General features: G+C 58.6%; 22 protein-coding genes and 2 tRNA genes. 10 read left to right on the forward strand and 14 right to left on the reverse strand.

The annotated features are described in order from the left end of the window. Positions 1–22: 22 nt before the first annotated feature. Entirely contained in the window at positions 23–1,795 is a 1,773-nt protein-coding gene (locus tag ALP40_RS11510) for a bifunctional diguanylate cyclase/phosphodiesterase (RefSeq protein WP_122208459.1), read from the forward strand. A gap of 263 nt (positions 1,796–2,058) precedes the next feature. Here ALP40_RS11510 and ALP40_RS11515 read toward each other — a convergent pair whose 3' ends face one another. The 4 genes from ALP40_RS11515 to ALP40_RS11530 all read right to left on the reverse strand — a co-directional run bounded on the left by ALP40_RS11515 (position 2,059) and on the right by ALP40_RS11530 (position 4,451). Continuing rightward, a complete protein-coding gene (locus ALP40_RS11515) occupies positions 2,059–2,442 on the reverse strand; it encodes a hypothetical protein (protein WP_181113453.1) in 384 nt (127 codons plus the stop codon). Then, positions 2,439–2,774, reverse strand: a complete 336-nt coding sequence (locus tag ALP40_RS11520) for a helix-turn-helix domain-containing protein (protein WP_122208397.1) — start codon at positions 2,772–2,774, stop codon at positions 2,439–2,441. Before ALP40_RS11520 ends, ALP40_RS11515 begins: the two co-directional genes overlap by 4 nt. Positions 2,775–2,872: 98 nt before the next feature. Next, the gene (locus ALP40_RS11525; protein WP_122208398.1) at positions 2,873–3,325 is read right to left on the reverse strand and encodes a YkvA family protein; all 453 of its coding nucleotides are present in this window, start codon (positions 3,323–3,325) and stop codon (positions 2,873–2,875) included. Between the two features lie 361 nt (positions 3,326–3,686). Continuing rightward, a complete protein-coding gene (locus ALP40_RS11530; RefSeq protein ID WP_122208399.1) occupies positions 3,687–4,451 on the reverse strand; it encodes an FKBP-type peptidyl-prolyl cis-trans isomerase in 765 nt (254 codons plus the stop codon). A gap of 507 nt (positions 4,452–4,958) precedes the next feature. Here ALP40_RS11530 and ALP40_RS11535 point away from each other — a divergent pair. Then, positions 4,959–5,429, forward strand: a complete 471-nt coding sequence (locus ALP40_RS11535; RefSeq protein ID WP_122208400.1) for a hypothetical protein — start codon at positions 4,959–4,961, stop codon at positions 5,427–5,429. A gap of 73 nt (positions 5,430–5,502) precedes the next feature. On the opposite strand, the gene ALP40_RS11540 is transcribed toward ALP40_RS11535, so the two are convergent. Together ALP40_RS11540 and ALP40_RS11545 are read right to left on the reverse strand one after the other, a co-directional pair. Then, the gene (locus ALP40_RS11540) at positions 5,503–6,693 is read right to left on the reverse strand and encodes a CaiB/BaiF CoA-transferase family protein (protein ID WP_122208401.1); all 1,191 of its coding nucleotides are present in this window, start codon (positions 6,691–6,693) and stop codon (positions 5,503–5,505) included. Positions 6,694–6,814: 121 nt separating this feature from the next. Next, positions 6,815–7,210, reverse strand: a complete 396-nt coding sequence (locus ALP40_RS11545; protein ID WP_183136033.1) for a hypothetical protein — start codon at positions 7,208–7,210, stop codon at positions 6,815–6,817. 437 nt (positions 7,211–7,647) lie between these two features. Here ALP40_RS11545 and ALP40_RS11550 point away from each other — a divergent pair, with 437 nt between their 5' ends. Further along, positions 7,648–8,463 carry a DUF1868 domain-containing protein gene (locus tag ALP40_RS11550; RefSeq protein ID WP_122208402.1) on the forward strand — a complete coding sequence of 272 codons (816 nt, stop codon included), beginning with the start codon at positions 7,648–7,650 and terminating at the stop codon, positions 8,461–8,463. Between the two features lie 193 nt (positions 8,464–8,656). On the opposite strand, the gene ALP40_RS11555 is transcribed toward ALP40_RS11550, so the two are convergent. Beyond that, a tRNA-Asp gene (locus tag ALP40_RS11555) sits at positions 8,657–8,733 on the reverse strand. Positions 8,734–8,754: 21 nt separating this feature from the next. Continuing rightward, positions 8,755–8,830 (reverse strand) — tRNA-Val (locus tag ALP40_RS11560). Positions 8,831–9,001: 171 nt separating this feature from the next. Here ALP40_RS11560 and rdgC point away from each other — a divergent pair. Both rdgC and ALP40_RS11570 read left to right on the forward strand, forming a co-directional pair. Then, positions 9,002–9,922 (forward strand): recombination-associated protein RdgC, encoded by a 921-nt coding sequence (rdgC, locus tag ALP40_RS11565; protein ID WP_122208403.1) that lies wholly within the window; start codon positions 9,002–9,004, stop codon positions 9,920–9,922. Between the two features lie 82 nt (positions 9,923–10,004). Beyond that, positions 10,005–10,976, forward strand: coding sequence for a bile acid:sodium symporter family protein (locus ALP40_RS11570; RefSeq protein WP_122208404.1), 972 nt, complete (start codon positions 10,005–10,007; stop codon positions 10,974–10,976). A gap of 119 nt (positions 10,977–11,095) precedes the next feature. On the opposite strand, the gene ALP40_RS11575 is transcribed toward ALP40_RS11570, so the two are convergent. Continuing rightward, entirely contained in the window at positions 11,096–12,970 is a 1,875-nt protein-coding gene (locus tag ALP40_RS11575) for an MFS transporter (protein ID WP_122208405.1), read from the reverse strand. 222 nt (positions 12,971–13,192) lie between these two features. On the opposite strand from ALP40_RS11575, the gene ALP40_RS11580 reads away from it, so the two are divergent. Then, on the forward strand, positions 13,193–16,666 hold the full coding sequence (locus ALP40_RS11580) for a PAS domain-containing hybrid sensor histidine kinase/response regulator (RefSeq protein WP_122208406.1): 3,474 nt from the start codon (positions 13,193–13,195) through the stop codon (positions 16,664–16,666). 137 nt (positions 16,667–16,803) lie between these two features. Here the strand turns inward: ALP40_RS11580 and ALP40_RS11585 are convergent, their stop codons facing one another. Beyond that, a complete protein-coding gene (locus tag ALP40_RS11585; RefSeq protein ID WP_122208407.1) occupies positions 16,804–17,742 on the reverse strand; it encodes an aspartyl/asparaginyl beta-hydroxylase domain-containing protein in 939 nt (312 codons plus the stop codon). Between the two features lie 166 nt (positions 17,743–17,908). Further along, entirely contained in the window at positions 17,909–18,883 is a 975-nt protein-coding gene (gene cysK / locus ALP40_RS11590) for a cysteine synthase A (RefSeq protein ID WP_122208408.1), read from the reverse strand. A gap of 126 nt (positions 18,884–19,009) precedes the next feature. Here cysK and ALP40_RS11595 point away from each other — a divergent pair, with 126 nt between their 5' ends. From ALP40_RS11595 to ALP40_RS11610, 4 genes are all read left to right on the forward strand, one after another. Beyond that, positions 19,010–20,080 (forward strand): DUF748 domain-containing protein, encoded by a 1,071-nt coding sequence (locus tag ALP40_RS11595; protein WP_122208409.1) that lies wholly within the window; start codon positions 19,010–19,012, stop codon positions 20,078–20,080. A gap of 153 nt (positions 20,081–20,233) precedes the next feature. After that, positions 20,234–21,079: a MoxR family ATPase gene (locus ALP40_RS11600; RefSeq protein ID WP_025994938.1), complete on the forward strand. Its 846-nt coding sequence runs from the start codon at positions 20,234–20,236 to the stop codon at positions 21,077–21,079. 39 nt (positions 21,080–21,118) lie between these two features. Beyond that, the gene (locus ALP40_RS11605; RefSeq protein ID WP_122208410.1) at positions 21,119–22,297 is read left to right on the forward strand and encodes a VWA domain-containing protein; all 1,179 of its coding nucleotides are present in this window, start codon (positions 21,119–21,121) and stop codon (positions 22,295–22,297) included. Positions 22,298–22,492: 195 nt separating this feature from the next. Then, complete coding sequence (locus tag ALP40_RS11610) at positions 22,493–23,212, forward strand: WbqC family protein (protein WP_122208411.1); 720 nt, start codon at positions 22,493–22,495, stop codon at positions 23,210–23,212. 67 nt (positions 23,213–23,279) lie between these two features. Here ALP40_RS11610 and ALP40_RS11615 read toward each other — a convergent pair whose 3' ends face one another. From ALP40_RS11615 to ALP40_RS11625, 3 genes are all read right to left on the reverse strand, one after another. Continuing rightward, on the reverse strand, positions 23,280–23,804 hold the full coding sequence (locus ALP40_RS11615; protein ID WP_122208462.1) for a DUF2937 family protein: 525 nt from the start codon (positions 23,802–23,804) through the stop codon (positions 23,280–23,282). A gap of 39 nt (positions 23,805–23,843) precedes the next feature. Further along, positions 23,844–24,632, reverse strand: a complete 789-nt coding sequence (locus ALP40_RS11620; RefSeq protein ID WP_122208412.1) for a class II glutamine amidotransferase — start codon at positions 24,630–24,632, stop codon at positions 23,844–23,846. A 76-nt stretch (positions 24,633–24,708) separates the two neighbouring features. Continuing rightward, on the reverse strand, positions 24,709–25,191 hold the full coding sequence (locus ALP40_RS11625) for an MFS transporter (RefSeq protein ID WP_122208413.1): 483 nt from the start codon (positions 25,189–25,191) through the stop codon (positions 24,709–24,711). Between the last annotated feature and the right edge of the window lie 126 nt (positions 25,192–25,317).

A 25,317-nucleotide genomic window follows, 5' to 3' on the forward strand; every position in this document is an offset into this window, starting at 1 on the left:
TTTTATTGCCATCGAGATCATCATGACCGTGACTGAACAGCTGGGCGCACTGAGTTCCATCCTGGCTCGCGGTGATTTGCACAGCCTGTTCCAGCCCATCGTCTCGTTGTCACAGCGCAGCATTCTGGGCTATGAAGCCTTGACGCGTGGGCCGTCCAACAGCCCTCTCCACTCGCCCCTCAATCTGTTTGCCGTTGCTCGCCAGGCTGGCCGCCTGAGCGAACTGGAACTGACCTGCCGGGAAAGCGCCTGCAGACGTTTCAGCCAGCAGCAGTTGCCCGGCAAGCTGTTCCTCAACGTGTCGCCCGAATCGTTGCTTGAAGCCTCGCACCCTCCAGGTCGAACCCTTGAGATGCTGCGTCGTTACAATATCGCGCCCAAGAACGTGGTGATCGAGCTGACGGAGCAGATGCCGACCGACGATTTCGATCTGCTCTACAACGCCCTGCACCACTACCGCGACATGGGCTTTTCCATCGCACTGGACGACCTGGGGGCCGGGTATTCGAGCCTGCGTCTGTGGTCCGAATTGCGGCCGGACTATGTGAAGATCGACCGGCACTTTATCGACGGCATTCACCAGGACGCGGTGAAGCGCGAGTTCGTCGGTTCCATGCTGCAAATGGCCAGGGCCTCCAGAGCCATCGTGATCGCCGAAGGCATCGAATTGCCGGAAGAGCTGGCGGTCCTGACCGACATGGGCGTGGATCTGGTCCAGGGCTATCTGCTGGCCCGCCCGCAGGAGCGCCCGATGCGCGATACCCGGGCCATGCTGCCCAAGGCCGAGGCGGCGGCTCCCGGATTGAATGAAGACGCGGCTGATCTGTCGGCACTGCTCAGTCAGCAACCGTCCGTGAGCCAGTCCACCCCGACGGCCGACGTGCTGGAAGCGTTCCGCAAACAGGCCAATCTGAACTCACTGGCAGTGCTGGACGACGATGCACGGCCTTGCGGCATCGTCCATCGGCACTCGCTGTCCGAAGCGCTGCTCAAACCGTTTGGCACCGAACTGTTCGCCCGCAAACCGATTAGCCGGCTGATGAGCGATGACTTCCTGGCCGTGGAAGTCAGTCAGTCGTTGCAGCAGGTCAGCCGCCTGCTCACCAGCCGTGCGCGCCAACGGATCGAAGAAGACTTCATCATCACCCTCAACGGCACTTATCTGGGGCTGGGTCGGGTGATTGACGTACTCAAGCTAATTACCGAAATGAAAATCCAGCAAGCGCGCTACGCCAACCCGCTGACGCTGCTGCCGGGCAACGTACCGATCCAGCAGTGCCTGACTCGCCTGTTGCAACAAGGGCGCGAGTCGATGATCTGCTACGTGGACATCGACAGCTTCAAGCCTTTCAACGATATCTATGGCTACGCACGCGGCGACGAAGTGCTGCTGTGTCTGGCGCACTGCCTGAACGACCGCGTCGATCCCAGCCGGGATTTCGTCGGGCACATTGGCGGGGATGATTTTCTGATGGTGCTCGGCTTCGAGGACTGGGAAAGGCGCCTGCACAACCTGCTCGACGACTTTCAGAACCAGTGCCGTCGCTTCTACCGGGCCGAGCATCTGGAGTCTGGCTGCTTCGTTGCACTCAACCGCCAGGGGCAGCGTCAGGAGTTCCCGCTGCTGTCACTTTCCATTGGCGTGGTGCATTTGCGTGAAGAAAGCTGCGCTCAGATCAACGCCAGCCAACTGGCCGACCTGGCCTCGCAGGCAAAACACTTCGCCAAGGACATGGCGGGCGCGAGCATTCATGTCATCGATTCGTCGCGGCTGGATTTGCTGGTGGAGGCGTGAGAATCAAAGCCAGGCCAGAGATGAGTATGCATTCTTTGTGGGAGGCGCCCCCACGTCTTCGACGTAGCGCTGTCGCGTAGCAAACTCAGTGGGAGCGTTTCAGTAAGTCACAGGTCGTTTGAAAGGAGGCGGCTCGCCGACGATAGCGTCCGCCCAGTCGATGATGTGTCGCCTGACAAACCGAATCGCCGGCAAGCCGCTTCCCACGGCCGCACGCTTGCCTGAATGATCAAACCCTCAGCGTTATGCACGAGAAGCGAAATTCAAACGCTGCCCGTCTGCACGTCCACTTCCGGGTAGCTGTACTCGAACACCCGCGCCACTTCGGCGGCATGCCACGAGGCTGCGGCTACGCCATCGGAAGGGCCGGAGAAACGGCCCAATCGTTCAACGCATTCGAAGAAGCCGGGACGCGGCAGGCGGCTGGCGCCCTGGCTGATCACCAGCGAACTGCGTAGAGGTTGTTCCGCGCGGGCATCCATTGCCGCCAGATGCTCAAGCGCCGCAGTCAACGTCTGCATGGCCGGGCTGGGCAATTGCAAGCGTTCCAGCAGTGCCCGGTAGGTCACCAGATGGCGTTGACGGCGCGCATGGTTCAGCTCACTCAGCAAGCCGTCCCAGTGCTGACGGCTGATGCGCACGCTCATGACTCACCCCGCCAGCCCGGAACGCCCAGTTCCCAGGCTAGGCTGCGCTTGATAGCCGCGTCCGGCTCACGTGTGCCGTTTTCAATCAGTTCCAGGTAGGAGGGGCTGATACCCACTGCTCGCGCCAGCGTTGCCACCTCCAGCCCCTTGGCGATACGCAGTGCGCCCAAGCGACCGAAGGCGGGATGCTCTGCAGCTTCAGGTGTCGGCTGCGCGGCACTCGGACGGGGCTTTTCCGCCAGCCCTGCCGCCTTGAGCAGAGCCTGATACTGAGCCCAAGGCAGGACTGCATACTCAGGCTCGCCATCACGAGATATCACTTGAAGATCCATAGACTCCCCTTGCAGTACAAGGCCACATTCCGGATTGGCTTATCCCTGTGCAGGCATCTTAACAGCGGAACGCTACGGCTTGTGCTCAAACGCTTCACTCAGTCTATGCGCTTCTCCTTTTCCAGCAGCGCCTGGGTTTCGGGCAGTCGTTCAACCACCACGAGTTTTTCGGGCGGTTGTCGGTCACGCCACGCACGGAACGCGTCGAGCTCATCGGTCAGGTGCTTCATGACCCAAGCCAGTACGGCGATGTCGTCAAACATGCCCAGGCCGGGAATCCAGTCAGGTATCGCATCCAGCGGGCTGAGGAAGTACATCAGGCCAGCCACGATGGACAGAATAGCCTTGGGACTGATGTCTCGGTACTCACCGCGCCAATACGCCAGGCACAGGCTCTGCAGAAGACGCAAGTCATCCTTGAGTTTGCCAAGACGGCTGCCCTCACTGTTGCCCTTGCGCGCCACGGCAAACAAAAGCCCCGGCAAGCGTCCCGCGGCAAGAAGACGACGCGCGCCAGGCAAGTAACGGATCAGGTTCCACGGTGCTTTCATATTCACTCCGCTCAGAAAAAGTGGCGATACTCATCAGTTCAACCATCTCCGGGGCCTGTCGCAAGGTTATCCACAATTGTTGTGGATAACCTTGTGAACAGCCGCCATTTTTGACCCTGGCGTCCCCGTTTTCAGGGGCTTTGGGTCAAATCGGGCGTTTTTTACTCACATAAAAAAACCCATGATTTCGTTGACTTCGAAGTGCTGTTGAGACTAGTCCGCTTTGCCATAGGGATTGTCAGACAGGATTTCAGTCATCTTCATGATAGTGGGACTGTGCGCACCGCCAAGCGTTCGGCAAATACGCCACACACAAAAACGCCCTGTCGAGACAGGGCGTTTTCAGTAGCCAGGTGTTGCGTTACTTCTTGGCCGGAGCCGATGCAGCCGGAGCCGCCTCTTCTTCGTCTGCATCAGGAGCCTGTGCAGCTGCCGGATCCTTGATGCCAAGCAATTCCATGTCGAAGACCAGAACCGAATTGGCAGGGATCAGCGGGCTTGGGCTCTGTGCGCCGTAGGCCAGGTCGCTCGGGATGAAGAGTTTGATCTTCTCACCCACGTGCATCAGTTGCAGACCTTCAACCCAACCCGGAATCACACCGCTAACCGGCAGATCGATAGGGCTGCCGCGCTCAAGGGAGCTGTCGAACACCTTGCCATCAGTCAGTTTGCCTTCGTAGTGAACGGTCACTATGTCAGTCGGCTTGGGCTGAGCGCCGTCACCCTTCTTGATGACCTGGTATTGCAGGCCGGAAGCCGTGGTCACGACACCGTCCTTCTTACCGTTCTCTTCGAGGAATTTCTTGCCGGCAGCTGCCGACTCTTCGCTCATTTTGGCCATGCGCTCTTCGGCACGCTTTTGCAGCGCAGCGAAGGCTTCAACCAGTTCTTCGTCTTTCAGTTTCTGATCTTTCTTGCCGACAGCGTCTTCGATACCCAGAGCCACAGCTTTGGAATCCAGATCGTCCATGCCTTCCTGAGCCAGGCTTTTGCCCATGTTCAGACCGATGCCATAAGACGCTTTTTGTGCCGGACTTTTCAGCTCGACGGTGCTGGCTTGTTTATCACAACCTGCGAGTACCAGACCGACCAGGGCAATCGCCGCTGCCAACCGATGCTGTTTCATGCTAATTCCTTGTTCATGCGCCAAAAGGGCAAACGAGTAAAGCCGCGAGCTTATCAGGCCGCCGCGATCAATGGCTACCGGCATGAGAGAGGCAAAAGGCCGATAAGTTCAGGTATCCAAAGGTTTTACCGGATCGCCTTCGAACCGTTCAGTCGAAGTTCAGCCGGTGATGCCAAGGCATAGAGGGCGGGGTCGGCGCAGATCGCACCCGGCTCGACACATGATTTGGCAATCTCGATGCCATGATGATCATCAGCTCCGGCGACCATCTGACTGCCGTTGGCCCCGCTCCTGCGGTATCGACATGAAATTAAAGATAATTTTTAAGCCCGTGCGGTTGTGTTTCGATCTGTGGCAAGGGCGAAACCGCCTCAATTTTGTCAGCGCCTACGGATCACGTCCCTGGCTTAACGCAGTTATCCGTTTTCAGGTGAATACATGCAGCCCATCACACCCAGTCTTTCCGAGGTTTCAGCCACCCGACCTAAAAGGCGCTGGCGAAGTGGAATGGCTGTCGTTGCCGCAGCCATCCTCCTGCCCTGGGGCAACAGCGCCTTCGCGGCAACCTCTCCTCCCGTTCAACCTCAAGGCATCAAAGCCTTCAGACTGTGCACCGGTTCGGACAACCTTTCTCACGTGATACAAGGCACGATCGATCAGAACGCTATCACTGAGGTCAGCAACCTTAACTTCAAGGAGACGCCGCCACACGCCAAGTACGACTGGCATGCAGCGCCCGAGGCTCAATACGTGATCACGCTGTCCGGGACACTTGAATTCTCCACCACGGGCGGGGAAAACTTCGTCCTCCACCCAGGTGAAGTGCTGCTGGCACAGGACACAACGGGGCCAGGCCATCGCTGGAGGCTGATTGATGATCAGCCTTGGCGCCGCGCCTACATCGTTCTCAAGGCAGACGAAGACAAGGCGTTCGTGCCTAAAGAGGGAAGCACTAATAAAGACGGATGCCCTGCCTGACACATGCCCCACCCGAAGCCGTCCTTACAAGAGGATCGATCAGTGAGTCTGCTCATTAGGGTGAACGGCATAATCAGATGATGCCCAGCTTGCGCCACTGCGCTCGGGTATCGGCGTCAATGCCGTGAGCTTCAAGCACCGCGTCCGTATGTTCACCCAGCCTGGGCGCGGCTGAGCGCACCTGGCCTGGTGTGGTCTGCAATTTGGGCAGAATGCCCGGCAGCGTCACAGGCGTGCCGTCGTCCAGGGTGCTTTTCAACAGCATGTCGCGCGCCAGATAGTGCGGGTCATTTGCGATGTCGGCGGCGTCATAGATCTTGCCCGCAGGAATGCGCGCCTCATTCAGCGCATCGAGCACTTCATCCAGCGAATGCTCGGCGGTCCACGTGGAGATCGCCGCATCGATGCGCGCCACATGCCGGACTCGCCCGTCGTTGTGCGCAAGCTCCGGGTCATTGGCCAGGTCCAGGCGACCGATTTTTTCCATCAGCCTTCTATAAATACTGTCCCCATTACCTGCCACGAGCGCGTACTTGCCGTCATTGCAGCGATAGGCATTGGTGGGTGCAATGCCAGGCATGCTGCTGCCCGCAGGTTCGCGGATGACGTTGAACACCGAATACTCGGGGATCAGGCTTTCCATCATGTTGAATACCGACTCGTACAAAGCGACGTCGATCTGCTGACCCGCCCCGCCATTCTGCTCGCGATGACGCAAGGCAAGCAGAATGCCAATCACCCCGTGCAACGCCGACAACGAATCACCAATCGAAACCCCGACCCTGACTGGCGTGCGCCCTGCCTCGCCCGACAAATGACGCAGACCGCCCATTGCTTCGCCGATCACGCCAAACCCGGGCCGGTCCCGATAAGGGCCCGTCTGCCCATAGCCTGAGACACGCAACATGATCAGCCCGGGATTGAGCGCATGAAGCTCTTCCCAGCTAAGCCCCCAGCTTTCGAGTGTGCCGGGGCGAAAGTTTTCAATCAGCACGTCCGCATCACGAATCAGACGACGAGCCGCCTCCTGAGCCTGGGGCTGACGCAAGTCGAGGGTGACCGACTTCTTGTTACGCGACTGCACGGCCCACCATACGGACGTGCCGTTATGCAGCAGACGCCATTTGCGCAGCGGATCGCCCGTCAACGGCGGCTCGACCTTGATGACCTCGGCGCCGAACTCGCCGAGGATTTTTGCGGCAAACGGTCCGGCGATGAGTTGCCCGAGCTCTACGACCTTGATGCCTTGAAGAGGTAGGTTCATGACGCGTCCACGTGTTGTTCGAGATTCGGGGATGATCCGCGCAAACGGGCACGATGGAAAGACGCGAAACAACCACACACAAAAGCCCCGCACTGGGCGGGGCTCGTTCTGCACAGGGCCGTCAGAGGGTACAGGCCAGTTGAAAGCTGATCGCCGAATCTTCGGCAGCCTCTTTCTTACCGACCATCAGGCCCAGTACTTTGACTTTTTCCGTGGTCGCCGCCCCGCCCAGCTTGGCATGGCCATAGAGCAGGCGATCATAGTCGGAAGTATCAATCGAGGACACTGAGCAAAAACCTGGAGCCTGTTTGAACACCCCGTCAACGAACCGAACTTCATAGTTGGCAAAGTAATGTTTCTGACGGGTCAGATTGATTGATTTGATCCAGTCTGAAGACTGATTAACGACAACGCCGTTCTGGTTGATGGTGGCCGTGTGGAGCGCAGGTGTCGCCCATGCCCCCACAGAGGCCGCCATGATGCAGGAAGCCAGTAATGCTTTAATACCGTTGTTCATAAAAATCCCTTTAATACTTTAATTGTCCTTTTTGGAGCGAAGGCAGAGTTGAATACATCGCCCCGCTTCAGGTATCAGCCCGTGAAGACTGATCACCACCGCAATGCAGGTAATACCAGAGAAACCCGAAAATCAAGCTCAGCCATAGGGCTTTTTACAGATCACTTAAAAATCACAACACACAGAGACACGTCTTACAGCGAGCAAAACAGAAACTTACAGGTCTATAACTTTTCACTTTAACGGCACTGTATCGGCGGTCGCTTCCAAGTGATTCAACAGACCGGACTCCTCGGTCAGAAACCGGCATCGTCATGAAACAGTTCAGCTAACCGCTTCTGTCATTTAATCGCCACACGCCGACGGTAACGTCGGCCGGCAAACACGCGTTTCAGTTTCCGGATTCCAGCTGCGATATACCGATGGAATTAAACCCTATGACGAACGCCAACCTGCTGCGCCGAACATTCCTGTTTCAAGCCTGCGCCATGACGGCCGGCACGGCATTGGCCGCCTCGCCCCTGCTCACAATGCCGCAGGTCCCGGGTGATCAGCCCAGTGACGTCAATCGCAAATTCTACGAAAACGGTACAGCACGGGCATTTGCCGGAAATACGATCATCAGTCAGATCCCATTACGCACGCCACTGAGCACTGCGCTGACGACCGTCAGAAACACGTTGGCCGTCCAGGCGTTCAGTCAGTGTCTGAGCCTGCTGCCGCCTTCCAGCTACCACATGACAGTGTTTGAGGGCGTGATCGACGAACAGCGCAATCCGCCCTTATGGCCGCCCCAAGTACCCAAAGACGCTACGGTTCAAGCCTGCACGGATGACTTCACGGAACGCTTGAAGGACTTCGATCTGGACGACGACTTTAAGCTCCGCATGCAGATAGATGACTTCAACGTTCACAAGGACAGCGGTGCTACCCTTCACCTGAAGCCGCTCGACGCGCAGGAAAGCCGGAAACTCCATGACCTGCGCGACCGTCTGGCCGAACGCCTGGGCATTTGCGCCCCGAATCATGATCTTTATGGGTTTCACATTTCGCTGGGCTATCTGGTGAAGTGGATGACGGCTCGGCAAACCCGGGACTACGCCGATGTGCAACAGAACTGTCTCGCGTTTCTACGTCAGACTTTCGACGTGATCGTGCTGGATGCACCTCGATTCTGCACCTTCAACGACATGCTGGCATTCGATGATAAATTCGCCATTGGCAAGCAGCCTGATACGCTCCCCTCTGACTGACACCAGAACCTGACTCTCGTAGTGGTTTAGAGAGCCGAGCGGCGAACGAACAGATGCACGAACGCATCAGGCCGTGATGTGCCTGCTTCAATACGTATCGAACGGGATATAGCGGAAAGGCGAAAAGCAGAAAGCCCGCACAAGGCGGGCTTTCTGTTTGCTTCAAGGAGTTCAAGGGCCTTGAAGCTGAATATGGCGCAGCGGACGGGACTCGAACCCGCGACCCCCGGCGTGACAGGCCGGTATTCTAACCGACTGAACTACCGCTGCGCGTAACACTAAGAGAGAGATTGGTGGGTGATGACGGGATCGAACCGCCGACCCGCTGCTTGTAAGGCAGCTGCTCTCCCAGCTGAGCTAATCACCCTTCACTCTCGGTGTGGCGCGCATTCTACGGAGCGACCTTTACTCTGGCAAGTAATTTTTTAAATAATTTTTATAATCCTTCCAAAGGCTTACAAAGACTCCGTGCAGGCTTGGCCCCGGAGGCAGAGCAGCGAATAATGCCCCCCTTTGTATGGAAGGAGAGATTCACCTCATGTGGTTCAAAAACCTGCTTGTCTATCGCCTGACCCAGGATCTGCCTTTTGACGCCGAGGCGCTGGAGACGGCACTGGCGACCAAACCGGCCCGCGCCTGTGCCAGCCAGGAGTTGACCACTTACGGTTTCGTCGCGCCATTCGGCAAAGGCGAAGATGCTCCATTGGTTCATGTCAGCCAGGATTTCCTGCTGATCGCCGCACGCAAGGAAGAACGCATTTTGCCGGGCAGCGTCGTACGTGACGCGCTCAAGGAAAAGGTCGAAGAGATCGAAGCCGAGCAAATGCGCAAGGTGTACAAGAAGGAACGTGATCAGCTCAAGGATGAAATCATCCAGGCTTTCCTGCCGCGCGCCTTCATTCGTCGCTCGGCAACGTTCGCCGCCATCGCGCCCAAGCAGGGCCTGATTCTGGTCAACGCTTCGAGCCCGAAACGCGCTGAAGACCTGCTGTCGACGCTGCGCGAAGTCATCGGCTCGCTGCCGGTTCGTCCGCTGACCGTCAAGGTATCGCCAAGCGCGACCATGACCGACTGGGTCAAGACCCAGAAAGCGGCCGACCACTTCTTCGTTCTGGACGAGTGCGAACTGCGCGACACCCACGAAGACGGCGGCATCGTGCGCTGCAAGCGTCAGGACCTGACCGGCGACGAAATCCAGCTGCACCTGAGCACTGGCAAAGTCGTGACCCAACTGTCGCTCGCCTGGCAGGACAAGCTGTCGTTCGTGCTGGACGACAAGATGGTCGTCAAGCGCCTGAAATTCGAAGACTTGCTGCAGGATCAGGCTGAACAGGACGGCGGCGACGAGGCACTGGGCCAACTCGATGCCAGTTTCACCCTGATGATGCTGACCTTCGGCGAGTTTCTGCCGGAGCTGTTCGAAGCATTGGGCGGCGAAGAAATACCGCAAGGTATCTAAAGCCACTGCTTGATGAACCGAAACAACGCGCCGTCTTATAGACGGCGCATTCATTTGGTACACACTAAAGAAGGAGCAGACCATGCGCGCCCTCGCCGCCCTGAGTCGTTTTGTCGGCAACACCTTTGCGTACTGGGTGCTGCTATTCGCCATTCTGGCGTTTGTGTTTCCACAGGTGTTCATCGGCCTGAAAGGCTGGATCGTGCCGCTGCTCGGGCTGGTCATGTTCGGCATGGGCCTGACCCTGAAACTCGAAGACTTCTCTGAAGTGGCGCGCAACCCGTGGCGCGTCGCGCTGGGTGTGGTCGCGCACTTCGTCATCATGCCCGGCGTGGCGTGGTTGCTCTGTCAGCTGTTCCAGTTGCCGCCGGAGATCGCCGTCGGCGTGATTCTGGTGGGCTGCTGCCCGAGTGGAACATCGTCCAACGTCATGGCATGGCTGGCCAAGGGTGACCTGGCGCTGGCGGTGGCTATCGCTGCCGTGACCACCCTGCTTGCTCCGCTGCTGACGCCGACGCTGATCTGGTTTCTGGCGTCGGCCTGGCTGCCGGTGTCCTTTCTGGATATGTTCTGGTCGATCCTGCAACTGGTGATGCTGCCGATCGTGTTGGGGGTTGTGGCGCAACGCCTGTTGGGTGCGCGGGTCAGCTACGCGGTGGATGTACTGCCGCTGGTGTCGGTGGTGAGCATCGTCATGATCGTCTGCGCAGTAGTCGCCGCCAGCCAGGCGAAGATCGCCGAGTCCGGCCTGCTGATCATGGCCGTGGTGATCCTGCACAACACCTTCGGTTTTTTGCTGGGCTACTTCACCGGCAAGGTCTTCAAGCTGCCATTGCCGCAACGCAAATCGCTGGCGCTGGAAGTCGGCATGCAGAACTCCGGGCTCGGCGCCGCACTGGCCAGCGCCCACTTCTCACCACTGGCAGCGGTGCCCAGCGCGCTGTTCAGCGTCTGGCACAACATTTCCGGTGCGCTGCTATCGACGTACTTCAGAAAGATGCCGGAAGAAGGCGAGGTAAAAGCGCGCAAATCGGGGCCAAACGAAAGTGTCTGACTGAATACATACCCCGTGGGAGGCGGCTTGCCCCCTCCCACAGTCCGGTGTTTGCTACGCGAAAGCGCTACGTCGAAGACGTGGTGGAACCTCACTCAGTCCGTTGACGGACCACCCACCTACCGCCCCGCCCCTCTCAACGCCTTCACCCGTTCCCGCACATCCACCGGCGCGGCGGCGTCTGCCGGGATGGGCGCACCGGCCACCAGCACGACGCGTGACCACAGACGGCGAAACAGCCCCTTTTCCGGATCACGGCTGAAAAAGCTGCCCCACAGCCCCTGCAACGCCATCGGGATCACGGGCACGGACGTTTCCTCAAGGATGCGCGTCATGCCACTTTTGAATCCGCTGATCTCGCCATCCGTCGTGAGCTTGCCTTCGGGGAAGATGCACACCAGTTCGCCATCTGCCAGATACCGGGCGATGCGCTTGAATGACTGTTCGTAGATCGCCATGTCCTCATTGCGTCCGGCAATCGGAATGGTGCCAGCGGTGCGGAAGATGAAGTTGAGCACCGGCAACTGATAGATCTTGTAGTACATGACAAAACGAATCGGCCGCCTGACCGAACCGGCAATCAGCAGCGCATCGACGAAAGACACGTGGTTGCAGACCAGCAGGGCCGCGCCCTCGTCGGGAATGCGATTCAAGTCGCGGTGTTCGACGCGGTACATCGAGTGGCCCAACAGCCAGATCAGGAAGCGCATCGTGAACTCGGGCACGATCCTGAAGATGTAGACGTTGACCGCTATGTTCAGCAGCGACACCACCAGAAACAGATGCGGAATGGTCAGCTTGGCGAAGCTGAGCAACAGGATCGAAACGATCGCCGACACCACCATGAACAACGCGTTGAGGATGTTGTTGGCCGCAATGACCCGCGAGCGCTCCTTCTCGGGGGTGCGCGACTGAATCAGGGCGTACAGCGGCACAATGTAGAAACCGCCGAAGACACCGATGCCGAGAATGTCGATCAGCACCCACCAGCCATGCCCGAAACTCAGCACAGCCAGCCAATCGTTGGGCTGCGCATTCTGCACAAACCCGCCCGAGTGCCACCACAGCAACAGGCCGAAAATCGTGATCCCCATAGAGCCGAACGGCACCAGACCGATCTCGACCTTGTGCCCGGACAGGCGCTCGCAGAGCAGCGAACCCAGCGCGATACCGACCGAGAAAACGGTCAGGATCAGCGTAACAACCGTTTCGTCGCCATGCATCCATTCCTGGGCGTAGGCCGGAATCTGCGTCAGGTAAATCGCACCAACGAACCAGAACCATGAGTTGCCAACAATGGAGCGCGACACCGCAGGCGTCTGCCCCAGGCCCATGCGCAGCGTCGCCCAGGACTGGGTGAAGATGTTCCAGTTGAGCTTCATTTCAGGCGAAGCGGCCGCCGCTCGCGGGATGCCGAAACTGGCGAGAAAGCCCAGGCAGGCGATCAACACGATGGCCGCCGAGACAATCCATGCATAGTGCGTGGAGGACATCATCACCCCAGCACTGATGGTGCCCGCCAGGATCGCCAGAAAAGTACCCATCTCGACCAGCGCATTGCCGCCAACCAGTTCGGTTTCGCGCAAATGCTGCGGCAGGATCGAATACTTGACCGGACCGAACAACGCCGAATGCGTGCCCATCGCGAACAGGGCTGCCAACATCATCCACAGGTGGTTGAACAGAAAGCCCGCAGCGCCCACGGCCATGATGGCGATTTCGCCGAACTTGATGATCCGGATCAGCGTGTCTTTGGGGTATTTCTCGCCGAATTGCCCAGCCAACGCCGAAAACAGGAAGAACGGCAGGATGAACAGCAAGGCGCACAGATTGACGTAGATCGAACGGTCACCCTCAATGGCCAGCTTGTAAAGAATGGCGAGAATCAACGACTGCTTGAAGACGTTGTCATTGAACGCCCCGAGGGACTGAGTAACGAAAAACGGCCAGAAACGCCGCTTCCCGAGAAGGCTGAATTGTGACTGCTGGCTCATCGTCCGTGGTCCTGAGAGGCTGGGGCGAACTGACGTGAGCGCCAATCCGAGGCACATTGAAGACGCAACGCCTGCGAATGTCGATAGGATATTTCCTGCACCCACGCGCGCCGGGGCTTTTAACGCTTCTGCGACAGCCTGCCACGCTCGACCTTGGTCGAGAAAGACGAACCGCAGCGGTCGTGCGAGACTGCGCGTCACCGATACATTCTGGAATCCGATATGTCGCTGTCCAGCGGGCTGATCGCCGCCGTTGCCCTGTCTTATATGGCAATCATGTTCGCCATTGCCTTCTATGGCGATCGCTACAGCGCCTCACTGCGCCCGACCATGCGCGCCTGGGTCTACAGTCTGTCGCTGGCGGTCTATTGCACCAGTTGGACGTTCTTTGGCGCAGTAGGCCAGGCGGCCGAACAGCTGTGGTCGTTTCTGCCGATTTACCTGGGACCGATCGTGCTGATGGTGCTAGCGCCCTGGGTGCTGCAAAAGATGGTGCTGATCAGCAAGCAGGAAAACATCACCTCGATCGCCGACTTCATCGCGGCGCGCTACGGCAAGTCCCAGTCACTGGCCGTCATGGTGGCGCTGATCTGCCTGATCGGCATGCTGCCGTACATTGCGCTGCAACTGAAAGGCATCGTGCTGGGGGTGAATATTCTGATTGGTGCCGTGGCCGACTCCACCGGCACCCGGGCTCAGGACACCGCGCTGGTGGTTTCATTGATTCTCGCGCTGTTCACCATCGTGTTCGGTGCGCGCAACCTGGACGTGACCGAGCACCATCGCGGCATGGTGCTGGCGATTGCGTTCGAGGCGCTGGTAAAGCTGTTTGCGTTCATGGCGGTCGGGGTGTTCGTGACGTTCGGCCTGTACGACGGTGTCGATGACCTGTTCAATCAGGCGAAGCTGGCGCCTCGCCTTGATGAATACTGGAAAGACACCATCAACTGGCCGTCGATGTTCGTCCAGACCGGCGTTGCGATGATGGCGATCGTCTGCCTGCCACGACAGTTTCACGTCACTGTGGTGGAGAACATCGAACCGCAGGACCTCAACCTGGCCAAATGGGTGTTCCCGGCCTATCTCGCCTTGGCGGCGCTGTTCGTGGTGCCGATTGCACTGGCCGGACAAATGCTGCTGCCCGACTCGATACTGCCAGACTCGTTCGTGATCAGCCTGCCGCTGGCCCATGCTCACCCGTCGCTGGCGCTGCTGGCCTTTATCGGCGGTGCGTCGGCCGCAACGGGCATGGTGATCGTGGCCTGCGTGGCCCTCTCGACCATGATCTCCAACGATATGCTGTTGCCGTGGCTGCTGCGGCGCAAGAACACCGAGCGGCCGTTCGAGGCGTTCCGGCACTGGATGCTCTCGGTGCGGCGCATCAGCATCATCATGATTCTGCTGCTGGCCTACGTCAGCTACCGCATGCTGGGCTCGACGGCCAGCCTGGCGACCATCGGCCAGATCGCCTTCGCCGCGATTACCCAACTGGCACCCGCCATGTTCGGCGCGCTGTACTGGAAACAGGCCAACCGGCGCGGTGTGTTTGCGGGACTGGCCGCCGGGATTTTCATCTGGTTCTACACCCTCGTGCTACCGGTCGCCGCCCACGGCATGGGCTGGCCATTGAGCGCGTTCCCGCTGCTGGACTGGCTGCACAACAACCCGTTCGATTTGCCGATCACGCCGATGACCCAAGGCATCCTGCTGTCGATGGCGGGCAACTGCACCCTGTTCGCCTGGGTGTCGATGCTGTCACGTACCCGCGTCACGGAGCACTGGCAGGCGGGTCGCTTCATCGGCCAAGAGACGCAAGGCCGCGCCTACATGCGTCCGTTGCTGGCAGTGCAAATCGAAGACCTGCTCAGCCTGTCGGCACGGTTCGTCGGCGAAGAACGCGCGCGCCAGAGCTTTACCCGCTTTGCCTATCATCAAGGCAAGAGCTTCAATCCCAATCAGAACGCCACGGGTGACTGGATCGCCCACACCGAACGTCTGCTGGCCGGGGTATTGGGCACGTCGTCGACCCGAGCGGTGGTCAAGGCGGCGATTGAGGGCCGGGACATGCAGCTTGAGGACGTCGTGCGCATCGCCGACGAAGCATCCGAGGTGCTGCAGTTCAATCGGGCACTGCTGCAAGGCGCCATCGAAAACATCACCCAAGGCATCAGCGTGGTCGATCAGTCGCTGCGGCTGGTGGCGTGGAATCATCGTTATCTGGAGCTGTTCAATTACCCCGAAGGCCTGATCGGCGTAGGCCGGCCGATTGCCGACATCATTCGCTACAACGCCGAGCGCGGGCTGTGCGGGCCAGGTGAGGCCGAAGTACACGTGGCGCGACGTCTGCACTGGATGCGCCAGGGTCGGGCGCACACCTCGGAACGGCTTTTCCCCAATGGACGGGTCATTGAGCTGATCGGCAACCCGATGCCGGGCGGCGGGTTTGTCATGAGCTTCACCGACATTACCGCGTTCCGCGCTGCGGAACAGGCGCTCAAAGGCGTCAACGAAAGCCTTGAGCAGCGCGTGGCCGAGCGCACCCACGAACTGTCGCAACTGAACCAGGCCCTGACCGAAGCCAAGGGTACGGCAGAAGCGGCCAACGAATCGAAAACCCGGTTTCTGGCGGCGGTCAGCCACGACCTGATGCAGCCCCTTAACGCGGCGCGGTTGTTTTCCGCAGCGCTCTCGCATCAGGAAGATGAGGTGTCCGATGAAGCCCAGCAACTGATCCAGCACTTGGACAGTTCGTTGCGCTCGGCCGAAGACCTGATCAGCGACCTGCTGGACATCTCACGCATCGAGAACGGCAAGATCGCCCCGGATCGTCAGCCCTTCCCGCTTAATGCCTTGTTCGACACCCTCGGCGCGGAGTTCAAGGCACTGGCGCAAGAACAGGGTTTGAAATTCCGCGTCAGGGGCAGTTCATTGCGCGTGGACAGCGATATAAAGCTGCTGCGCCGGGTGCTGCAAAACTTCCTGACCAATGCGATCCGCTATGCCAAAGGCCCGATCCTTCTGGGCGTCAGGCGTCAGGGTGGCCATTTGAGCCTGGAGGTCTGGGACCAGGGGCCGGGGATTCCCGAAGACAAGCGCCAAGTCATTTTCGAAGAATTCAAACGTCTGGACAGCCATCAGACGCACGCCGCCAAAGGGTTGGGGCTGGGATTGGCGATTGCAGATGGGCTGTGCCGCATTCTCGAACATCCGCTGCAGGTCCGTTCCTGGCCGGGCAAAGGCAGCGTGTTCAGCGTGCAGGTGCCGTTGGCGTCGGCACCGACGCCGCTGCCTGACAAACAGGTGGAGCCGCATCGCTCTGCGCTCAACGGTACACAGGTGCTGTGTGTCGATAACGAAGACAGCATCCTGATCGGCATGAAGAGTTTGCTGTCGCGCTGGGGCTGTCAGGTCTGGACTGCGCGCAACCGTGAGGAATGCGAGACGTTGCTGAACAATGGCGTCCATCCGCAGATTGCCTTGGTGGATTACCATTTGGATGACGGCGAAACCGGCACTGAGTTGATGGCCTGGCTACGAACCCGCCTTGGCCGACCGGTGCCGGGGGTGTTGATCAGCGCTGACGGTCGGCCCGAATTGATCGCTCAGGTGCACGCCGCCGGACTCGATTACTTGCCCAAGCCGGTCAAGCCAGCGGCCTTGCGAGCGTTATTGAGTCGGCATGTGAGTTTGAGCTGAGCCTGCATAATTAACGGGCCGTGGGAGCGGACCGTGTTTCTCCAGTGAGCTACAGGCTATTTGACAAGAGGCGGCTTGCGGGCGATGTCCGCATCAATCTGTAATCGGTATCGACATCTATCTGGACAGGCGAACCCTCAACCAAACAACCAGTAGCCCAACAACGTCAGGACCAGCACCGCCAGCACCGGGCGCAATACGCGGTAGGCCTTTGGGTTGCTGCGCTTGAACTGTTTGACCTTGCCACTGAAACCATCGCTGAAACGCTTGCTGAAGGCATACGCCTGGTTAATGCCGCCGACGCGCTCGTCATCCAGGTTCTGCGGCGCGGTTGCGCGGCCCAGAAAGGCACTGACGCTGCGATTGAGACGAGTCATCAGACGGTTGGTCAGCGGGCGCTCGATGTCACAGAACAGAATCACCCGGGTTTGCGTGGTTTCGTTTTTGACCCAATGTACGTATGTCTCGTCAAACATGACGTCTTCGCCATCACGCCACGAGTATTCCTTGCCATCGACAAAGATCCGGCAGTCATCGGAGTTGGGGGTGGACAGCCCCAAGTGATAACGCAGGGAACCGGCAAAGGGATCGCGGTGCGGGTTGAGATGACTGTCACCGGGCAACAGGGCAAACATCGCCCCCTTGACGTTGGGGATGCTGTTGACCAGCGCAACGGTCTTGGGGCACAACGCTTCGGCTGATGGCAGCGCCTTGTCGTACCACTTCAGGTAAAAACGCTTCCAGCCCTTCTTGAAGAACGAACCGAAACCGGCATCGTTGTTCTTTTCAGCGGCGCGAATGTAACCCTCGTCGAACAGGTGCATGGCTTCGTCACGGATGGCTTCCCAGTTGTCCTTGAGCACATCCAGTTCGGGAAACTTGCTGCGGTCCAGGTATGGCTTGGACGGCACGCGGGAAAACAGATACATCAGCGCGTTATAGGGGGCGAACAGCGCCGAATGGTTCACGAACTGCCGAAGCAGAGGAAGACGCGCCTGACCGCGCAGATGCACGTACAGCGTGCTGCCCAGAAAAAGCATCAGAATCAATGCCTTGGCAGCGAATGAAAGGGTCATGAATCTCTCCTTGGAGCGGGCAGACAACGCTGAACGTAACGCCGATCGTCGGTCAATGCGAAAAACCGGAAGTGCCGGAAGATCAGTGAAAATCGTCCGGCACTCGAAAGGTGGCCATCATAAACCCTTGAACCGCCCGCATGAAGCACACACTGTCGAAGATGTGTTACTGCGACAGTTCCTGATCAGTGAACAGATCGCTGAACAGCATGCTCGACAGGTAGCGTTCGCCAGAGTCCGGCAGGATGACGACGATGGTCTTGCCCTGCATTTCCGGCTTCTCCGCCAACCGAACTGCCGCCGCCATTGCTGCACCACAGGAAATACCGCACAGAATGCCCTCCTCCTGCATCAGGCGGCGCGCCATCGCCTTGGCCTCCTCGTCGGTTACGCGTTCAACCCGGTCAACCAGTGACAGATCAAGGTTTTCCGGGATGAAGCCGGCACCAATCCCCTGAATCTTGTGCGGGCTGGGCGTGATCGCTTCACCGGCCATCGCCTGGGTGATGATCGGCGAGCCGTCCGGCTCCACGGCCACTGACAGGATTGGCTTGCCTGCGATGTGCTTGATGTAACGCGACACACCGGTAATCGTGCCGCCTGTCCCTACGCCCGCCACCAGTACATCGATTGCACCGTCGGTGTCGTTCCAGATTTCAGGGCCGGTGGTCTTCTCATGAATGGCAGGGTTGGCCGGATTCTCGAACTGGCCGGGCATGAAATACTGGTCCGGGTCGGTGGCGACCAACTCCTGCGCCTTCGCAATCGCACCTTTCATACCCTTGGCGGGCTCGGTCAGTACCAGTTCGGCGCCCAGCGCCTTGAGCACCTTACGACGTTCTATGCTCATGGAAGCGGGCATGGTCAGCATCAGCTTGTAACCGCGTGCCGCAGCGACGAACGCCAGGCCGATGCCGGTGTTGCCCGAGGTGGGCTCGACAATGGTCATGCCCGGCTTGAGTTTGCCGCTGCTCTCTGCGTCCCAGATCATGTTGGCACCGATCCGGCATTTCACGGAGTAACCGGGATTACGCCCTTCGATTTTGGCCAGAATCGTGACACCGCGAGGCGCGATGCGGTTGATCTGCACCAGCGGCGTGTTGCCGATGGAATGGGCGTTATCAGCGTAGATACGGCTCATGAAGATGTCCTTATGCACATCGGTTAAATAAATAAAGCCTATGCCGCCAGCGATTGGGCGTCCAGTATCACCGAACCGATGCTGCCGAACGCAGTCAACCCTTCACTGCAACCGGAGACTCGTGTCATGAAACGTCGCTACAGTTGGCCGCTATGGACGCTGGCCGGCCTGGTCGTTCTGCTGATCGGCATCAACATTGCCCTGCCCTACCTGGTGCGCAACTACCTTAACGACAAACTTGCCGACATGGGCGAGTACCGCGGTCAGGTGACGGATGTGGACCTGGCGTTGTGGCGCGGCGCCTATCGAATCAAGGGGCTGAACATCGTCAAAGTTGATGGCAAAGTCCCTGTGCCGTTCGTTAAGGCGCCTGTCATCGAGATAGCGGTCAGCTGGCATTCACTCTGGTACGACCACGCCGTTGTCGCAGAGGTTTTATTTGTCGACCCGGAAATCAACTTCGTGGACGGCGGCAATAACAAGCAGGCCTCCCAGACCGGTCAGGGCACGGACTGGCGCACTCAGTTGAACAAGCTTTTGCCGATCACCCTCAACGAAGTCCGCATCGGCAACGGACGTATCACCTTCAACAACTTCAACTCGACGCCCAAGGTAAAAATCGAAGCGGACCGGGTTAACGCCAGCTTCTACAACCTGACCAACGTGGTAGACGTCGAAGGCAATCGCGACGCCAGCTTCGAAGGCAAGGCGCGGCTGCTGGGGCATGCCAATCTGGAAAGCACCGCCCGTTTCGATCCGTTCAACAACTTTCAGGATTTCGACTTTCGCCTCCGGGCCACGGGTATTCAGCTAAAACGGCTCAACGACTTCTCATCGGCGTACGGCAAGTTCGACTTCAATGCGGGCAACGGCGACCTCGTGATCGAGGCTCAGGCAGACAAAGGCCAACTCAGCGGCTACATCAAACCCCTGCTGCGCAATGTCGACGTCTTCAACTGGAGACAGGACGTGGAAGACAAGGACAAAGGTGTGTTTCGCTCGATCTGGGAAGCGCTGGTCGGCACCAGCGAAACCGTACTGAAAAACCAGCGCCAGAACCAGTTCGCCACCCGAGTCGACCTGAGCGGCAGCGTCAATCAGCAGGACATCAGCGGCTTTCAGGCGTTTTTGCAGATTCTGCGTAACGCATTCGTTCAGGCGTTCAATGCGCGCTATGAGAGCAACAAGGACTCCTGATTCACCCCGGTCAAACCGTGACGCCCCATTCAAGAACTGAATGGGGCGTCTGCGTTCACAGGGGTCCGGTGCGCACGTTATAGTCGGGGCATTATTGGCCACTATTACAGCGTGCGGGCACCGCGCCCGCATGTCCTGCGAGAGGATTCATCCATGAAGTTTGAAGGCACCCCGGCCTACGTCGCCACCGACGATCTGAAGCTTGCGGTCAACGCGGCAATCACGCTGGAGCGCCCACTGCTGGTCAAGGGCGAGCCTGGCACGGGCAAGACCATGCTGGCCGAGCAACTGGCCGAGTCCTTTGGCGCCCGGTTGATTACCTGGCACATAAAATCGACCACCAAGGCGCATCAGGGGCTCTACGAATACGATGCCGTCAGCCGCCTGCGCGACTCGCAACTGGGCGTGGACAAGGTCCACGACGTGCGCAACTACTTGAAGAAAGGCAAGCTCTGGGAGGCCTTCGAATCCGAAGAGCGTGTCATTCTGCTGATCGACGAAATCGACAAGGCCGACATCGAGTTTCCCAACGACCTGTTGCAGGAACTCGACAAGATGGAGTTCTACGTTTACGAGATCGATGAAACCATCAAGGCCAAGCAGCGCCCGATCATCATCATTACCTCCAACAATGAAAAAGAGCTGCCCGATGCATTCCTGCGCCGCTGCTTTTTCCACTACATCGCCTTTCCAGACCGCGCGACGTTGCAGCGCATCGTCGACGTCCATTACCCGAACATCAAGAAAGACCTGGTCAGCGAAGCGCTGGACGTGTTCTTCGACGTGCGCAAAGTGCCGGGACTGAAGAAGAAACCCTCGACCTCCGAACTGGTGGACTGGCTCAAGCTGCTGATGGCCGACAACATTGGTGAGGCCGTGCTGCGCGAGCGCGATCCGACCAAGGCCATTCCGCCGCTGGCCGGCGCGCTGGTCAAGAACGAACAGGACGTGCAATTGCTGGAGCGGCTGGCGTTCATGAGCCGCCGCGGCAATCGCTGATCCTCTTCATTCACCCTGCTATGAAAAAGGGCGACAGCCATGCTGCTCAACCTGTTCAACGAAATGCGTGCAGCCAAAGTGCCGGTGTCCCTGCGCGAATTGCTGGACCTGATCAACGCGCTGAAACAGCGGGTGATCTTTGCCGACATCGATGAGTTCTACTTTCTGGCGCGCACCATTCTGGTTAAGGACGAGCGCCATTTCGACAAATTCGACCGGGCATTCGGTGCCTACTTCAATGGCTTGGAAAAACTTGACGATCATCTTCAGGCGCTGATCCCGGAAGACTGGTTGCGCAAGGAGTTCGAGCGCTCGCTAAGCGATGAAGAGCGGGCGCAGATCCAGTCGCTCGGTGGCCTCGACAAGCTCATCGAAGAATTCAAGAAACGTCTTGAGGAGCAGAAGGAACGCCATGCTGGCGGCAACAAATGGATCGGCACCGGCGGCACCAGCCCGTTCGGCTCGGGCGGCTACAACCCCGAAGGCATCCGTGTCGGCGATGCAGGTGAGCGCAAGGGCAAGGCCGTTAAGGTCTGGGAGCAGCGCGAATACAAAAACCTGGATGATCAGGTGGAACTGGGTACGCGCAACATCAAAGTCGCGTTGCGGCGCTTGCGCAAGTTTGCCCGCCAGGGCGCAGCCGATGAACTGGACATCGACGGCACCATCGATCACACCGCGCGCGATGCAGGGCTTTTGAACATCCAGATGCGGCCTGAACGGCGCAACACCATCAAGTTGCTGCTGTTGTTCGACATCGGCGGCTCGATGGATTCACACGTCAAGGTCTGCGAGGAACTGTTCTCGGCCTGCAAGACCGAGTTCAAGCACATGGAGTATTTCTACTTCCATAATTTCGTCTATGAATCGGTCTGGAAAAATAATCTGCGCCGCGGCTCGGAGCGGACATCGACCCAGGATGTGCTGCATAAATACGGCGCGGACTACAAAGTGATCTTCATTGGCGACGCGTCTATGGCGCCGTACGAAATCACCCAGCCGGGCGGCAGTGTCGAGCACTGGAACGAAGAAGCAGGTTATGTGTGGATGCAGCGCTTCATGGCCAAGTTCAAGAAGATTATCTGGATCAACCCGTACCCGAAAGATGCCTGGGACTACACCACCTCCACCCACATCGTGCGTGATCTGATGGAAGGCCAGATGTACCCCTTGACGCTGCGCGGCCTCGAGGAAGGCATGCGTTATCTGGCCAAATGACCCGGACATGCGCCTGACCAAGCCAGTCATCGACTGGCTTTCTTCATGCCGACCAACAGCACGTTGATTGTGTAACTCCGAACTACGCTCAGGTTTCCAATCACCCTTCAGACGGTCAAGTGCTGACTGAGTAAGAAGTTCTGCCGTTACTCCATCGTTTTGCCTGAGCAACCGTCGCGACCTCGCGGGTTACTTATGAACGAAACGCTCGGGATCATGCAGCCGTATTTTTTTCCCTACATCGGTTACTTTCAGCTCATTGCGGCGGTAGAGCGTGGGCTTGTTTTTGATATCGTCAAATACAAACGCAAGAGCTGGATGAACCGCAATCGCGTGCTGGATGGCTATGGCGGCTGGCAGTACATCAAGGTCCCGGTCTGCGCCAAGGACGGCACACTGATCAAAGACGCACGGATCCTTGACTACACGGGCGCACATCGCCGGATCAAGAATCAACTGGAGCACTATCGAGGCAAAGCCCCCTACTTCAAAGAGGTCCTGGCGTTACTCGACCTGACGTTCGCCCATCCAGACACCACTCATCTCTGCGAATTGAATACTCGCTCATTGAAAGTCGTCTGTGATTATCTCGGCCTGCCCTTCAACTGGACCAACTGCTCGGACATGAAGTTTGACCTGCCGCCCATTCAACACGCAGGACAGTGGGCGCTGGAAATCAGCACACGGGTGGAGGCCCGGCAGTACATCAATGCCACGGGTGGCCGCGATATATTCGTCACGAGCGAATGGCAGGAGCGCGGTATTGAACTGCGCTTTCTGGAACCGTCTTCACTGCACTATTGCGCCGAGCCACTCACTTTCATCGAGAACCTGTCGATACTGGACGTCCTGATGTGGAACACGCCGAAGACTGTGCTGGCCTATATACGCAATGAAACAAGGGCCATTGCATAAGTGGTGACCAAACAAGGCTCATCCGACGGCGCGTTCACGGCCGCCGGATGTGCCGGGCGTCTGGAACTCAGCGGTAGTCCCTTTCAAGCTGCGGCTTGCGACGCCCGCCATGCACGACCCAGCCGAGCAGCAGCACGAAACTTTCAATCACCAGCGCCAACAGCAATGCACTGATGATGCCCCAGGCGATGACTTCCGGTGCCAGCAGAACCTGCCAGGTGTAGCCATTGAACGTCTCGCGGCGGATGTCCGGATCGGATGAAGTCGCGACGTAAAACGCTCGGGAATACCAGGGACCTTGCAGACCGAGCCATTGGCGCTCCAGCACATGGGTGCGGGTCAGCAAGGTATCGATGTTATCGGCGTCACTGCGAAACACCGGGTCTTCGCTGTTGCGGTAGTGCTGGATCAGCGCCTGGATATCGCCCTTGAAGAACTGCGCGGCCGTGTTGTTGTAACCCTTGATCGCCTGCTGGGCTTCGATCAGGTGCGCCTCTACACGTTTGCTGTAGTCGCTGATGAAGCCGGGCACCTGAACGCCGAACAGCAAGCCCACCGTGAACAGGACCAATCGCAGATAACTTCGCAGCATGAACATCCCTCTTTCATTGAATTGCGTGTCAATGCGCGCTTACGGCGTAACCGTTTCAGTCGAACCCTTGGCAACGCACTCACCCTTGCGCCACAGACTCCACTGGCCCGGCTCATAGGCGTTCCAGTTTTCGTTTGCGGTTAAAGGCTCGGTGGCAATAACTGTGACCACATCGTGGGGCGTGGTTTCCGCCTGAAAATCAACGATCACGTCAACGTCCTTCAAGCGAGCCGGACCGAAAGGTGCGCGCCGGGTGATCTGTACGAGTTTGGTGCTGCAAAAACAGAACAGCCAGTCGCCGTCACTCAGCAGACAGTTGAATACACCCTTGCTGCGGTATTCGCTGCAGGCCTGGATGAGTGTCGGCAACAACTGCTCGACCTCGACTGGTTCTGGAAAGGCTTCACGCACGCGGTTGAGCAGGTCACAGAATGCCGCTTCGCTGTCGGTATCGCCCACCGGACGATAGAACGTAGCACCAGGGCTGAAGTCGGCCAGTTGACCGTTGTGGGCGAAACACCAGTTACGGCCCCACAACTCGCGCACGAAAGGATGGGTGTTGGACAGACAAACCTTGCCGACATTGGCCTGACGAATGTGGCCAATCACGACTTCGCTCTTGATGGGATAACGCTGCACCAGTTGCGCGACTTGCGATTCACAACTGGCGGCCGGATCCTGGAACAGACGCAGGCCGCGGCCTTCGTAGAACGCGATGCCCCAGCCGTCACGATGCGGGCCGGTATTGCCGCCACGCTGCATCAGCCCGGTAAAGCTGAAAACGATATCGGTCGGGACATTGGCGCTCATGCCCAGTAGTTCACACATGCTCAGGTTCTCGCTTCAAGACATTGTGCAGCGGGTCATGCGCTGCACACGGCAGCGCAGGCCAACGAAGCGGGACTTACAGACGCGGCTCGACCCGTTCGCCACGTGCCGACGCGGCCGGAGCCGGCACAGCCGGCTTGCGGCCATAGCCGTCGTCACGGGCGAACGGTTCGTCCTCGGCATCCACTTCGGCAGGTTCGGCGGCGGGCTGTGGTTGACGGGCCTTACGGTTTTTCTCGATCGGCCAGCGAATCAGCACGAACAGCAGATAGGCGCCGAAGGCGAACATGCCGTACATCGCCAGATCCGAAACGGCGGTCCATACGTTGCTGCCAACCTTGAACATCAGGTCCAGCGCAGTGATCGCCACGGCAGGTGCGTAGGCATCCTTGACAGGGTCAACCAGGGTGGGAGTCAACAGCAACACGGCAGCGATGACTCGCAGCGGCTCCTTGAGGTAGCGCCACATCCAGCCGGTCATCAGAAACCACACCAACAGGCAGCCCAGCGCAGCGAAGGCGTACAGGCTCCAGGCGATCAGATAGTCGTTCTCGGTCATGTCGTCCGTGGTAAGGGAGGTAAAGAGGCGCTTATGATAACGGCTTTTCACTGCCCCGGCTTGCCTGGGTTGTTCAATCGGCGCAGCGTGTCCCGATATTTACTTGATTGACGCCTCTAGAGAGAG

Source organism: Pseudomonas viridiflava (assembly GCF_003702045.1).
GTDB lineage: Bacteria > Pseudomonadota > Gammaproteobacteria > Pseudomonadales > Pseudomonadaceae > Aquipseudomonas > Aquipseudomonas viridiflava_C.

Coding starts and splice junctions, on each gene's coding strand:
- ALP40_RS11510 (WP_122208459.1), top strand. CDS start 23: ATGACCGTGACTGAACAGCTGGGCGCACTGAGTTCCATCCTGGCTCGC.
- ALP40_RS11515 (WP_181113453.1), bottom strand. CDS start 2,442: ATGAGCGTGCGCATCAGCCGTCAGCACTGGGACGGCTTGCTGAGTGAG.
- ALP40_RS11520 (WP_122208397.1), bottom strand. CDS start 2,774: ATGGATCTTCAAGTGATATCTCGTGATGGCGAGCCTGAGTATGCAGTC.
- ALP40_RS11525 (WP_122208398.1), bottom strand. CDS start 3,325: ATGAAAGCACCGTGGAACCTGATCCGTTACTTGCCTGGCGCGCGTCGT.
- ALP40_RS11530 (WP_122208399.1), bottom strand. CDS start 4,451: ATGAAACAGCATCGGTTGGCAGCGGCGATTGCCCTGGTCGGTCTGGTA.
- ALP40_RS11535 (WP_122208400.1), top strand. CDS start 4,959: ATGGCTGTCGTTGCCGCAGCCATCCTCCTGCCCTGGGGCAACAGCGCC.
- ALP40_RS11540 (WP_122208401.1), bottom strand. CDS start 6,693: ATGAACCTACCTCTTCAAGGCATCAAGGTCGTAGAGCTCGGGCAACTC.
- ALP40_RS11545 (WP_183136033.1), bottom strand. CDS start 7,210: ATGAACAACGGTATTAAAGCATTACTGGCTTCCTGCATCATGGCGGCC.
- ALP40_RS11550 (WP_122208402.1), top strand. CDS start 7,648: ATGACGAACGCCAACCTGCTGCGCCGAACATTCCTGTTTCAAGCCTGC.
- rdgC (WP_122208403.1), top strand. CDS start 9,002: ATGTGGTTCAAAAACCTGCTTGTCTATCGCCTGACCCAGGATCTGCCT.
- ALP40_RS11570 (WP_122208404.1), top strand. CDS start 10,005: ATGCGCGCCCTCGCCGCCCTGAGTCGTTTTGTCGGCAACACCTTTGCG.
- ALP40_RS11575 (WP_122208405.1), bottom strand. CDS start 12,970: ATGAGCCAGCAGTCACAATTCAGCCTTCTCGGGAAGCGGCGTTTCTGG.
- ALP40_RS11580 (WP_122208406.1), top strand. CDS start 13,193: ATGTCGCTGTCCAGCGGGCTGATCGCCGCCGTTGCCCTGTCTTATATG.
- ALP40_RS11585 (WP_122208407.1), bottom strand. CDS start 17,742: ATGACCCTTTCATTCGCTGCCAAGGCATTGATTCTGATGCTTTTTCTG.
- cysK (WP_122208408.1), bottom strand. CDS start 18,883: ATGAGCCGTATCTACGCTGATAACGCCCATTCCATCGGCAACACGCCG.
- ALP40_RS11595 (WP_122208409.1), top strand. CDS start 19,010: ATGAAACGTCGCTACAGTTGGCCGCTATGGACGCTGGCCGGCCTGGTC.
- ALP40_RS11600 (WP_025994938.1), top strand. CDS start 20,234: ATGAAGTTTGAAGGCACCCCGGCCTACGTCGCCACCGACGATCTGAAG.
- ALP40_RS11605 (WP_122208410.1), top strand. CDS start 21,119: ATGCTGCTCAACCTGTTCAACGAAATGCGTGCAGCCAAAGTGCCGGTG.
- ALP40_RS11610 (WP_122208411.1), top strand. CDS start 22,493: ATGAACGAAACGCTCGGGATCATGCAGCCGTATTTTTTTCCCTACATC.
- ALP40_RS11615 (WP_122208462.1), bottom strand. CDS start 23,804: ATGCTGCGAAGTTATCTGCGATTGGTCCTGTTCACGGTGGGCTTGCTG.
- ALP40_RS11620 (WP_122208412.1), bottom strand. CDS start 24,632: ATGTGTGAACTACTGGGCATGAGCGCCAATGTCCCGACCGATATCGTT.
- ALP40_RS11625 (WP_122208413.1), bottom strand. CDS start 25,191: ATGACCGAGAACGACTATCTGATCGCCTGGAGCCTGTACGCCTTCGCT.